Annotated in this window: 13 protein-coding genes; 2 read left to right on the plus strand and 11 right to left on the minus strand. The window is 65.8% G+C overall.

The features are described from left to right. Positions 1-23 precede the first annotated feature (23 nt). The 10 genes from hscA to KR541_RS11000 form a co-directional block, all read right to left on the minus strand. On the minus strand, positions 24-1,892 hold the full coding sequence (hscA, locus tag KR541_RS10955; RefSeq protein WP_216089535.1) for a Fe-S protein assembly chaperone HscA: 1,869 nt from the start codon (positions 1,890-1,892) through the stop codon (positions 24-26). Between the two features lie 54 nt (positions 1,893-1,946). Next, positions 1,947-2,474, minus strand: coding sequence for a Fe-S protein assembly co-chaperone HscB (hscB, locus tag KR541_RS10960; RefSeq protein ID WP_050013039.1), 528 nt, complete (start codon positions 2,472-2,474; stop codon positions 1,947-1,949). A gap of 96 nt (positions 2,475-2,570) precedes the next feature. Continuing rightward, positions 2,571-2,894, minus strand: a complete 324-nt coding sequence (gene iscA / locus KR541_RS10965; RefSeq protein WP_011885413.1) for an iron-sulfur cluster assembly protein IscA — start codon at positions 2,892-2,894, stop codon at positions 2,571-2,573. A 65-nt stretch (positions 2,895-2,959) separates the two neighbouring features. Further along, on the minus strand, positions 2,960-3,367 hold the full coding sequence (gene iscU / locus KR541_RS10970) for a Fe-S cluster assembly scaffold IscU (RefSeq protein ID WP_006478389.1): 408 nt from the start codon (positions 3,365-3,367) through the stop codon (positions 2,960-2,962). 67 nt (positions 3,368-3,434) lie between these two features. Further along, positions 3,435-4,658 carry an IscS subfamily cysteine desulfurase gene (locus KR541_RS10975; RefSeq protein WP_050013003.1) on the minus strand — a complete coding sequence of 408 codons (1,224 nt, stop codon included), beginning with the start codon at positions 4,656-4,658 and terminating at the stop codon, positions 3,435-3,437. A gap of 65 nt (positions 4,659-4,723) precedes the next feature. Next, complete coding sequence (gene iscR / locus KR541_RS10980) at positions 4,724-5,263, minus strand: Fe-S cluster assembly transcriptional regulator IscR (RefSeq protein WP_006401955.1); 540 nt, start codon at positions 5,261-5,263, stop codon at positions 4,724-4,726. A gap of 114 nt (positions 5,264-5,377) precedes the next feature. Then, positions 5,378-5,860: a low molecular weight protein-tyrosine-phosphatase gene (locus KR541_RS10985; protein WP_050013004.1), complete on the minus strand. Its 483-nt coding sequence runs from the start codon at positions 5,858-5,860 to the stop codon at positions 5,378-5,380. A gap of 101 nt (positions 5,861-5,961) precedes the next feature. Then, on the minus strand, positions 5,962-6,189 hold the full coding sequence (locus KR541_RS10990) for a hypothetical protein (RefSeq protein WP_050013005.1): 228 nt from the start codon (positions 6,187-6,189) through the stop codon (positions 5,962-5,964). 128 nt (positions 6,190-6,317) lie between these two features. Then, entirely contained in the window at positions 6,318-7,730 is a 1,413-nt protein-coding gene (locus KR541_RS10995) for a lactate utilization protein B (protein ID WP_050013006.1), read from the minus strand. 35 nt (positions 7,731-7,765) lie between these two features. Beyond that, complete coding sequence (locus tag KR541_RS11000; RefSeq protein WP_089488595.1) at positions 7,766-8,488, minus strand: (Fe-S)-binding protein; 723 nt, start codon at positions 8,486-8,488, stop codon at positions 7,766-7,768. Positions 8,489-8,671: 183 nt separating this feature from the next. On the opposite strand from KR541_RS11000, the gene KR541_RS11005 reads away from it, so the two are divergent. Then, entirely contained in the window at positions 8,672-9,481 is an 810-nt protein-coding gene (locus KR541_RS11005; RefSeq protein WP_050013008.1) for an IclR family transcriptional regulator, read from the plus strand. Between the two features lie 127 nt (positions 9,482-9,608). Here KR541_RS11005 and pbpG read toward each other — a convergent pair whose 3' ends face one another. After that, entirely contained in the window at positions 9,609-10,775 is a 1,167-nt protein-coding gene (gene pbpG, locus KR541_RS11010; RefSeq protein ID WP_050013009.1) for a D-alanyl-D-alanine endopeptidase, read from the minus strand. A 654-nt stretch (positions 10,776-11,429) separates the two neighbouring features. On the opposite strand from pbpG, the gene KR541_RS11015 reads away from it, so the two are divergent. Continuing rightward, positions 11,430-11,996 (plus strand): phasin family protein, encoded by a 567-nt coding sequence (locus KR541_RS11015; RefSeq protein WP_034188948.1) that lies wholly within the window; start codon positions 11,430-11,432, stop codon positions 11,994-11,996. Positions 11,997-12,000: the final 4 nt, after the last annotated feature.

Here is a 12,000-nt window from a genome sequence, read left to right on the forward strand (position 1 = left end):
CGGCCGATGCGCGGTTCGTGGGTTCAGATCTCGTCGAGCCGGCGGCCCGACAGCGCGCGCTTGATGCTCTTGTCCATCCGGCGCGCCGCGAATTCGTCGGTACCGTCGGCCAGCGCCTTGGTCGCCGCTTCGATCGCGTTCGTATCGTCGCCCTGCGCGACCGCGCGCAACGCCGCGGTCAGCGCGTCGACCTGCGCGCGCTCGTCGGCCTCGAGCAATTCGCCGTCGGCCGCCAGCGCGGCCTGCGTCGCCTCGAGCATCCGCTCGGCCTCGACCTGCGCTTCGCGCAGCGCACGGGCGCGCATGTCGATTTCGGCGGTCTTGAAGCTGTCTTCCAGCATCTTCGCGATGTCGTCGTCGGCGAGGCCGTACGACGGCTTCACGACGACCGACGCCTCGACGCCCGACAACTGCTCGCGGGCGAACACCGACAGGAGGCCGTCCGCGTCGACCTGATAGGTCACGCGAATGCGGGCCGCGCCCGCCGTCATCGGCGGAATGCCGCGCAGCTCGAAGCGCGCGAGCGACCGGCAGTCGGCGACGAGCTCGCGCTCGCCCTGCACGACGTGGATCGCCATCGCAGTCTGGCCGTCCTTGAAGGTCGTGAATTCCTGCGCACGCGCGATCGGAATCGTCGAGTTGCGCGGAATGATCTTCTCGACGAGACCGCCCATCGTCTCGACACCGAGCGACAGCGGAATCACGTCGAGCAGCAGCCAGTCGTCGCCGGTGCCGCGGTTGCCCGCGAGCAGATCGGCCTGGATCGCCGCGCCGAGCGCGACGACCTGGTCCGGATCGAGGTTCACGAGCGGCGGCTGGCCGAAATACTTCGCGACCGCGTCGCGGATCACCGGCATGCGCGTCGCGCCGCCGACGAGCACGACGCCCTTGATGTCGGCCGGCGTGACCTGCGCATCGCGCAGCGCCTTGCGGGTCGGCGTGAGCGTGCGCTGCACGAGCGGCTCGACGAGCGACGCGAACGTGTCGTGCGAAATCGTCTGCACGAGGTGCGCGCCGCTCGACAGCGTCACGTCGAGCGCCGCTTCAGGCGCCGACGACAGCGCTTCCTTCAGCACGCGCACGCGATCGAGCAGCAGGCGCACGTCCTCGGGCGCGAGCGTCTTCGCGTCGATACCGGCCTGCGCGAGCACGTGACCGAACAGCGCGTGGTCGAAATCGTCGCCGCCGAGCGCGGAATCGCCGCCCGCGGCCAGCACCTCGAACACGCCCTTCGTCAGCTTCAGGATCGACAGGTCGAACGTGCCGCCGCCGAGGTCGTACACCGCATAAAGGCCTTCGGCCGCGTTGTCGAGACCATAGGCGATCGCCGCGGCGGTCGGTTCGTTCAGCAGGCGCAGCACGTTGAGGCCCGCGAGGCGCGCGGCATCCTTGGTCGCCTGGCGCTGTGCGTCGTCGAAGTACGCGGGCACAGTGATCACCGCGCCGACCAGATCGTCGCCGAGCGAATCCTCGGCGCGATAACGCAGTGTCGCGAGAATCTCGGCCGACACTTCGACCGGGCTCTTCACGCCGTCGATCGTGCGGATCTGCACCATGCCCGGCGCGTCGACGAATTCGTACGGCGCGTTCGCCGCGCCTTCGACCTCGGCCTTGCCGCGGCCCATGAAGCGCTTGACCGACACGATCGTGTTGCGCGGATCGGTCGCGGCCTGCGCCTTCGCTTCGTGGCCGATGTGGCGGCCGCCCTTCTCGAGGTAACGGACCACCGACGGCAGCAGCACGCGGCCCGCTTCGTCCGGCAGGACTTCGGGCACGCTGTTGCGCACGGCGGCGACGAGCGAGTTCGTCGTGCCGAGATCGATCCCGACGGCGAGTCGCCGCTGGTGCGGTGCCGGCGCCATGCCCGGTTCGGAAATTTGCAGTAAAGCCATCTTGGTTCGTTCGGGCGCTCGGCCCGTTTGCTGCGCGTGCCGCCAGGCACGCGGTTAAGTTTCGAGGCGCTCGATCTGCGCGCCCACTTCCGACGCGACCCGTTCGATGAACATCAGCTGACGCACGGCTTCCGCGGCTGCCTGGTCGGCGCCGCTGTCGAGCAGCGTGCCGAGGCGCTCGACGCGCACGCGCTTCTCGTCGCGCAACTCGGCGAGCAATGCATCGAGCGCGTCGACGTTGCGGGCGGCCGCGGCGTCCTCGATGCCCTCGCGCCATTCCATCTGCTGCATCAGGAAGGCGGGCTCCATCGCCGTGTTGTTTTCCGCGCCGATGTCGACGCCGCGCAGCGACAGCAGATAGGACGCGCGCTTCAGCGGATCGCGCAGCGTGCGGTACGCCTCGTTCGCGCGCGTGGCCCATTGCATCGCGATGCGCTTTTGCGCATCGCCGGCCGCTGCGAAGCGGTCCGGATGCACTTGCGTCTGCACCGTCCGATAGGCGGTGTCGAGCGCCGTCTCATCGAGCGCGAATTGCGCCGGCAGGTGAAACAGGTCGAAATGGCTGTCTTTGAGCGAAACCATCGTCGCGTTCAATTCCGGTTCGTCGCGCGGCAAACGCCGCACATTAAAAAGGCGGCCCGTGCCGCCTGTTGCCCGCGTCGCGCGGAGGGAGCCGCGTCACACGCGGAACGATTCCCCGCACCCGCACTCGTCCTTCACGTTCGGGTTGTTGAACTTGAACCCTTCGTTCAGGCCTTCACGGGCGAAGTCGAGCTCGGTGCCGTCGATATAGGCGAGGCTCTTCGGATCGACGACGACCTTCACGCCATGGCTCTCGAACACCTGATCCTCGGGAGCCAGCTCGTCGACATACTCGAGCTTGTACGCGAGCCCCGAGCACCCGGTCGTGCGAACGCCAAGCCGCAGGCCCACACCCTTGCCGCGACGGACGAGGTATTTCTGCACGTGCTGTGCTGCTTTTTCGGTCAGTGTAATTGCCATGATGTCCTTGCCGCGGCGCGCCGCCGGGGCCCGCCGCGTTCCCTTCCCTAGCCGCTCGATGCCGTTCAGGCTGCTGCCTGATCGCTTTCCTTGGTGTCGTGGCGCTTCTTGTAGTCGGCCACGGCTGCCTTGATCGCGTCTTCCGCGAGGATCGAGCAGTGAATCTTCACCGGCGGCAGCGCGAGTTCCTCGGCGATCTGCGTGTTCTTGATCGACAGTGCCTCGTCGAGCGTCTTGCCCTTCACCCATTCGGTGACGAGCGAGCTCGATGCGATCGCAGAACCGCAACCGTAGGTCTTGAACTTCGCGTCTTCGATCACGCCGTCCGCGCCGACGCGGATCTGCAGCTTCATCACGTCGCCGCATGCCGGCGCGCCGACCATGCCCGTGCCGACCGTGTCGTCGTCCTTCGCGAACGAACCGACGTTGCGCGGGTTTTCGTAGTGATCCAGAACCTTGTTGCTGTAAGACATGACTCAGACTCCTTGACTCGTTACGTCTGCGTGCGTCAATCCGCCCGCGGTTGCATTCAATGCGGTATCAGTGCGCGGCCCATTCGATCGTCGACAGATCGATGCCTTCCTGGTGCATTTCCCAGAGCGGCGACAGTTCGCGCAGCTTCGCGATCTTGCTGTTCAGCAGATCGACCACGAAGTCGACTTCCTGCTCCGTCGTGAAGCGGCCGACCGTGAAGCGGATCGAGCTGTGCGCGAGTTCGTCGTTGCGGCCGAGCGCACGCAGCACGTACGACGGCTCCAGCGACGCGGACGTGCATGCGGAGCCCGACGACACCGCAACGTCCTTGATCGCCATGATCAGCGACTCGCCTTCGACGAAGTTGAAGCTGATGTTCAGGTTGTGCGGGACACGGCGATCCATGTCGCCGTTCACGTAGGTTTCCTCGATCTGCGACAGGCCGCGCAGCAGCTTGTCCCGCAGCATGCGGATGCGCTCGTTCTCGGTCGCCATTTCCTCGCGCGCGATGCGGAACGCCTCGCCCATGCCGACGATCTGGTGCGTCGCCAGCGTGCCCGACCGCATCCCGCGCTCGTGACCGCCGCCGTGCATCTGCGCTTCGATGCGCACGCGCGGCTTGCGGCGCACGTACAGCGCGCCGATGCCCTTCGGGCCGTAGGTCTTGTGCGCCGAGAACGACATCAGGTCGACCTTCAGCTTCGCGAGGTCGATCGCGACCTTGCCGGTCGACTGCGCGGCATCGACGTGGAACACGATGCCCTTCTCGCGGCAGATTTCACCGATCGTCTCGATGTCCTGGATCACGCCGATCTCGTTGTTCACGTGCATCACCGACACGAGGATCGTGTCCGCGCGCAGTGCGGCCTTGAACACGTCGAGGTCGATCAGGCCGTCGTCCTTCACGTCGAGGTAGGTGACTTCGAAACCGTCGCGCTCGAGCTCGCGGCACGTGTCGAGCACGGCCTTGTGCTCGGTCTTCACCGTGATGATGTGCTTGCCCTTGCCCTTGTAGAAGTTCGCGGCGCCCTTGATCGCGAGGTTGTCCGACTCGGTGGCGCCCGACGTCCAGATGATCTCGCGCGGATCGGCGTTCACGAGTGCGGCCACCTGTTCGCGCGCTTCCTCGACCGCACGCTCCGCGTCCCAGCCGTAAGCGTGGCTGCGCGACGCCGGGTTGCCGAACTGCTCGCGCAGGTACGGCACCATCTTGTCGACCACGCGCGGATCGACGGGCGTCGTCGCGCTGTAATCCATATAGATGGGCAGGTGGAGAGTCTCTTGGGTCATCTGTCGCTCCGGGTATTCTGTGCAGGGACTATGTGCGTTATGGGGGTTGGCGGGCGCCTTCGCGCTCACGAACTCGCGATGTTGAACACCGAATTGGGGCCGAGCGGCATCGTGCGCACGGGCTCGGCCGGTGCGGCGACGGGCTCCGGCGCGCGACGGTCGCGCAGCACCGCAGGGGCGCCCTCGCGTGCGCGCTGCTGATCGACGAGATCCTGCAGCGACACCGAATCGAGGTATTCGACCATCTTCTGGTTCAGCGTCGACCACAGCTCGTGCGTCATGCAATGGCCGTCGGGCTGCTTCGAGCCGTCGCACGTGCCTTTGCCGCCGCACTGCGTGGCGTCGAGCGGTTCATCGACCGCGATGATGATGTCGGCGACGGTGACGTCCTGCGCGCGACGCGCGAGGTTGTAGCCGCCGCCCGGGCCGCGCACGGATTCGACGATTTCATGCCTGCGCAGCTTGCCGAACAGCTGTTCGAGATACGAGAGCGAAATCCGCTGGCGCTGGCTGATGCCTGCAAGCGTCACCGGGCCCTGCTCCTGGCGCAGTGCCAAGTCAATCATCGCCGTGACGGCGAAACGGCCTTTGGTGGTGAGTCTCATGGTGTCTAGGGGACTGCAATCTTGACGATTTTGGTCAAGTATAAATATTTGACGTTTTTAGTCAAGTATCCATGTCTGTGAAAGGGTATTCGCAGACCGCTGAATATTGCGCGGTCAGTGCGCCGTGCGTGCGCGGAGCGTCTCCAGCAGGCCCGCGCACGCGCGCTCGACCTGGTCGAGCACCTGCTCGAAGCCCTGCGCGCCGCCGAAATACGGATCGGCCACTTCGGTTTCGGTCGCGCCCGGCGCGAATTCCATCAGCAGGCGCACCTTGTCGCGATGCTGCGGCGGACAGCGACGGCGCAGCTCGGCGAGATTCGCTTCGTCCATCGCGAGCAGCAGATCGAACCGCTCGAAATCCGCCGCGCTCACCTGCCGCGCGCGCAGCGCCGACAGATCGTAGCCGCGGCTGCGGGCTGCCGCCTGCGCACGCGTATCGGGCGGCTCGCCGACGTGCCAGTCGCCAGTGCCGGCCGAATCGATCGCGATCCGGTCGGCCAGCGCGGCCGCATCGACCTGGTGGCGCATCACGCCCTCCGCGGTGGGCGAACGGCAGATGTTGCCGAGACAGACGAAACAGATCGCAACGCGGGTCATCGCACTATCGAAAAGCCGCGGCGCACCGCGTGGGAGAAGAACACGCCATTATACAAAGGCGGCCGACATCACGCCGCCGCGCGAAGCGACGGCGTCATGCGTTACAGCGCCTTCGGCGCAGCGAGCGCCATGTCGCCGGATGCCGCGGGCAGCGGCTGCGCCGCGTCGCCGACCAGCCCGAACGACACCGCGCGCGCCAGTTCGGCGGACGCCTGGTGAACCGCGAGCGGGCCGCGCGACGGCGCATCGGCCATCGCATGCAGATAGGCAACCGCTGCCAGCGGAACCACGATTGCCAGCGGCCAGTACATCGATATTGTCTTTTTCATGATGCGGACCTCGTTGACCTCGTACCCCGAAACCCGATTCCGGGGACTACAGACGAGATTCTATAGACCGCATCTATCAAGATAAATATGCAAATAGCGAACGCACTGTTGCCGCTCGCTGAACAGTGTCAGCCGAGGTGACTTTGCGACGCCGCGTACAGCTCGCGGAACGTGCGCCCGGTCGGCGTCGGAAGGTCGCGCGTATCCATCCAGCCGCCCATCATCGGCAGGCGCCGCAGCATGCCGCCGTCGCCGCCCAGCCGTTCGAGGACGCGCACCGCGAGCTTGGTCGTCAGCGCATACAGCATCGGGCGTCGGGCGAAGAACCCCCACGCGGCGAGCGCCGCGCGTTCGCGCCACGGTCGCAGGTGGCGCTCGACCTGCTTCTCGCGCAACGTGCGCAACAGGTGCGACAACGGAATCCCGGCCGGGCACACGCTGTCGCATTCGCCGCACAGCGTCGCCGCCTGCGGCAGGTCGAGCGTGCGGTCGAGCCCGACGTAGCTCGGCGTCAGCACCGATCCCATCGGCCCCGGATAGACCCAGCCGTACGCATGACCGCCGACCTTCTGGTACACCGGGCAATGGTTCATGCACGCGCCGCAGCGGATGCAGCGCAGCATCTCCTGGAATTCGCCGCCGATCAGGCCCGTGCGGCCGCCGTCCACGAGCACCACGTAGTTGTGCTCGGGGCCGTCCTCGTCGCCGGGCCCGCGCGGCCCGGTCAGCAGCGAGAAATAGTTCGACGTCTTCTGCCCGGTCGCGGAACGCGGCAGCAGCCGCATCGCGGTCGCGAGATCCTCGAGGGTCGGCAACACCTTCTCGATGCCCGTCACCGCGACATGCACGCGCGGCATCACCGTGCACATGCCCTCGTTCCCTTCGTTCGTCACGATCGCGACCGAACCCGTTTCCGCGATCACGAAGTTGCCGCCCGTCACGCCCATGTCGGCCGACATGAAATGCGGGCGCAGCACCTCGCGCGCCTCGCGCGTCATGTCCGGGATCTCGGTGAGCCGCTCGCGCCCATGCGTGCGCGCGAACAGGTCGGCGATCTCGTCCTTGTCCTTGTGCACGACGGGCGCAATGATGTGGCTCGGCGGCTCGTTGTCGTTGATCTGCAGGATGTATTCGCCGAGATCGGTCTCGATCGACTGCACGCCCATCTCGGCGAGCACCGCGTTCAGGCGCATTTCCTCGGACACCATCGACTTGGTCTTGATGACCTTCTTCACGTCGTGCCGGCGCGCGATGTCGGCCACGAGCCGCGCGGCGTCCGCAGTCGTTTCGGCGAAGAGCACCGTCGTGCCGCGCCGCGTCGCCTCGCGCTCGAACGCCTCGAGCCACACGTCGAGATTCTCGAGCGCGCGGTTGCGGCGCGCCTTCAGCGCGGCGCGCGTGGCCGGAAAGTCGATCAGGGTCATCGCGTCGGCGCGCGCGGACACGAACTTCGTCGACAGCTTCTTCAGGTTCTGCTGCAGGCGCTGGTCGGCCAGCTTCTGGCCGGCGCGCGCCTTGAAATGCATCGATTGGACTTGCATCGCGGTATCGGGGGAAAAGTGAGCGGAACCGGGCGTCAGACGTCGCCCGCCAGCACTTGCGCGACGTGCAGCACGCGCGTGTCGCGGTCGCCGGTGCGGCGCAACCGCCCTTCGATGTTCAGCATGCAGCCGAGATCGCCGAGCACCACAGTGCCCGCGCCCGACGCGCGCACGTTCGCGCATTTTTCGTCCGCGATGGCCGCCGAGATGTCGCCGTACTTGACCGAGAAGGTGCCGCCGAAGCCGCAACAGTGCTCGCAGTCCTTCATCTCGGTGACGGCCACGCCGCGCTGCGCGAGCAGCGCGCGCGGCTGCGCCTTCACGCCGAGCTCGCGCAGGCCCGAGCACGAATCGTGATAGGTGACCGGCCCGGCGAATTCTCCCGGCGCGAGCGACACCTTCGCGACGTTCGCGAGGAAATCGGTGAGTTCGTAAACTTTCTGCTGGAACCGCGTGTAGCGCCCCATCAGCTCGGGATCGTCGCGGAACAGGTCGCCGTAGTGCGCGCGGATCATCCCGCCACACGAACCGGACGGCGCGACGACGTAATCGAATGACTCGAACTCGCGCAGCGTCTTTTCCGCGAGGTCGCGTGCGAGCGCGCGGTCGCCCGAGTTGTAGGCGGGCTGGCCGCAGCAGGTCTGCGTGGGCGGCACGATCACCTCGTAGCCGGCGTCGCGAATCAGCTTGAGCGCCGAAAAACCGATTTCGGGGCGCATCAGGTCGACCAGGCAGGTGACGAACAAACCGACTCGCATACGTGCTCCTTCGAGAAAACGGCTCTCATTATCCGACGTTTGTCCGGCAAGACCAACGCCGGTCCGCGCGCAAGCCCGCGGTGCGCGAAACGAGGACTTCCTCGAACGGCGTTCGCTTTTTTCACGATACGAGATACAATCGATCCAACACCGCTTGACGCGTCAACCGATTCCTCCCCCGACATGAGCCAACCCACCCCGGATTCAAAAACGTCGATCCAGGTGATCGAACGCATGATGCGGTTGCTGGACGCGCTCGCCGCGCACAGCGACCCCGTCAGCCTGAAGGAACTTGCGCAGCGCACGGAGTTGCACCCGTCGACCGCGCACCGCATCCTCAACGACATGGTGACCTGCCGCCTCGTCGACCGCTCCGATCCCGGCACCTACCGCCTCGGCATGCGGTTGCTCGAGCTCGGCAATCTCGTGAAGGCGCGCCTGTCGGTGCGCGACGCGGCGCTGATGCCGATGCGCGAGCTGCACCGCCTCACCGGGCAGACCGTGAACCTGTCGGTGCGCCAGGGCGACGAGATCGTCTATATCGAGCGCGCGTATTCGGAGCGCTCGGGAATGCAGGTCGTCCGCGCGATCGGCGGTCGCGCGCCGCTGCACCTCACGTCGGTCGGCAAGCTGTTCCTCGCGGCCGACGAAACGTCGCGCGTGCGTGCGTATGCGACGCGCACGGGGCTGTCCGGCCATACGCAGAACAGCATCACCGATATCGCGAAGCTCGAGCGCGAGCTGACGATCGTCCGCCAGCAATCGTGCGCGCGCGACAATGAAGAACTCGAACTCGGCGTGCGCTGCATCGCGGCCGGCATCTACGACGATTCGGGCAAGCTCGTCGCGGGCCTGTCGCTGTCGGCGCCGGCCGACCGGCTGCAGGACGCGTGGCTCGGCCAGTTGAGCCGGACGGCGCTCACCATCTCGGAATCGCTCGGCTACCGGCCGGCGCCCGCGAAGGACGTGGACGGGCTGCAGCGGCAGGCGTAAGCCGCGCCGGCGGCCAGGTTCCTTCCGGCGCCGGCGCCGGTTTCGCCAGACAAAAAAAAGCCCCGCGATTGCGGGGCTTTTGCGTTGCGGCGACCGGTACGGTACGGCGGCGAACCGCCGCGCGCGATCAGGTGCCGCCGCTCGGCGTGTTGGCCGCCGTCAGGCGCTCGCCGCCGCCGGCATCGAGCCAGTTGCGCAGGCGCGAGGCATCGGCGAAACGCGAGTACTTGCCGAACGAATCGAGCAGCACCATGACCATCGGCCGGCCGTGAATCGTGGCCTGCATCACGAGGCATTCGCCCGCTTCGTTGATGAAGCCCGTCTTCTGCAGGCCGATGTCCCACGAGCCGTTGCCGCGGATCAGCGCGTTGGTGCTGTTGTAGACGAGGTTGCGCTTGCCCGTGTACACCTCGTAGGTGCGATCAGTCGAGAACTGGCGGATCATCGGGTACTGGTACGCTGCATTGACCATCTTCACGAGATCGCGCGCGCTCGACACGTTCGAGCTCGACAGGCCGGTCGAATTCTCGAAATGCGTATCGGTCATGCCGAGCGACTTCGCCTTCGCGTTCATCGCTGCGATGAACGCCGGACGACCGCCCGGATAGTAGCGCGACAGCGCGGCGGCCGCGCGGTTTTCCGACGCCATCAGCGCGATGTGCAGCATGTCCTCGCGCGACAGCACCGAGCCGACCGACAAGCGCGAGCCCGTGCCCTTCTCGTAGTCGCGGTCTTCGTCGGTGACTTCGAGCTGATCGGTCATCGGCGACTTCGAGTCGAGCACGACCATGGCCGTCATCAGCTTCGAGATCGACGCGATCGGCACGACCGCGTGCGAATTCTTGTCGAACAGCGGCTCGCCGGAATTCTGGTCGACGACGTACGCGACGCTCGAGCGCAGCGCGAGCGCGTCGGGCGTGTCGTGCAGGCCGAACGCCTGGCCGACCGTCGGACGGCGCGGCTGGAACGCGACCTTGCGCACCGCGCCGCGATGGCCGCCATGCAGGTTGTTCGCCGCGAGCGTCACGCGCTTGCGCGACGCTTTCGCGCGCGGCGCATCGGCGTCGGCGACCTTGGCGGATTTGTCGGAGGTCGCCCGGGCCGACTTCTTCTTCGCTGACGAAGCAGGAGCGACGGCCTTTTTCTTGGCGGCTTGGGTCTTCGCAGTGGCGGCGAAGGCGTCGGCAGGCGTGACGGACGCGGTGGTCGCGAGCAACGCGACTGCGACCGACACAGCGGTGCCGAGCGTCATGCTCTGCAACAATCTGCGCGGTGAAAACGATTCGGCTTTCATTGGGGTCTGGACAAAGCGGGCGGGAGGTTTCCGCAAGTGTAGTTAAAGCTGAAAAAAAGAGCAATATTAGGCACTTACCGATCGTCTTTAAACCGGAATGTAAGAGTCGGCCAACCTCCGGCCAATCGACCCTTCCGTTCCCATCGAAAAAATCGATGGGACGCACTGCCCGACAGCGCCCGTCTCCCGATTACCACGCGGTTAATTGAGATAACGTCACTTCGGCGGCAATTTAAAGCGGGGAAAGTACGTATCCGATGCTCGGCGTGCCCAGGGCGCCGGTCTCGGCCGTGACGGCGGCACGTCGCCACGGCACGCGCGTCGAAACGGCGCGTTTTTCGACAGGAACAGAAGGATAACGTTCCATGGGCCTGTCAGGTTTACCGGTGCGTGATCATGGTGCGGCGCGTTTTCCCCGGCGCCGTGCGCACCATGTGGGAACACGCATGAAACCGATTCCGCACGGGTGCGATAACTCGTTGTTTTATCGATAATTTGTCGCGATTGTGCAACGCACAAAAAGTGCTTGACATCCGTGCTCTCTGCCCTAAAATAGGCCTCATTGCTGCGTTGCACAAAGCACGCGGCGCCGAAGTTCCCCAGCGTAGTGCCCTTTATCCTGCGATCGACGCGATCGCTTTTCAGGAGCCTGACATGTCCTTGCTGACCCCCGAGCAAATCGCCGCCGCCCAAAAAGCCAACCTCGAAAGCCTGTTCGGTCTGACGACCAAGGCGTTCGAAGGCGTCGAAAAGCTGATCGAACTCAACCTGCAAGTCGTGAAGTCGACGCTGGCCGAAGGCCAGGAAAACGCGCAGCGTCTGCTGTCGGTGAAGGACGCGCAGGAACTGATCGCGCTGCAAGCGAGCCTGTCGCAGCCGGTCGCGGAAAAGGTGCTGTCGTACGGCCGTCACCTGTACGAAATCGCATCGTCGACGCAAGCCGAGTTCGCGAAGGTCGCCGAAGCGCAATTCGACGAGCAGAACAAGAAGGTCCAGGCACTCGTCGACAACGTCGCGAAGAACGCCCCGGCCGGTTCGGAAACGGCTGTCGCCGCACTGAAGTCGGCGCTGAACGCTGCGAACACCACGTACGAAACGGTTCAGAAGGCCACGAAGCAAGCGGTGGAAATCGCTGAAACGAACTTCAACGCCGCTGCTGCCGTCGCAACGAAGGCTGCAACCGCCGCTGCCGCACGTCGTTCGAGCAAGCCGGCCGCGTAAGCGT

Source organism: Burkholderia sola (assembly GCF_905400185.1).
GTDB lineage: Bacteria > Pseudomonadota > Gammaproteobacteria > Burkholderiales > Burkholderiaceae > Burkholderia > Burkholderia sola.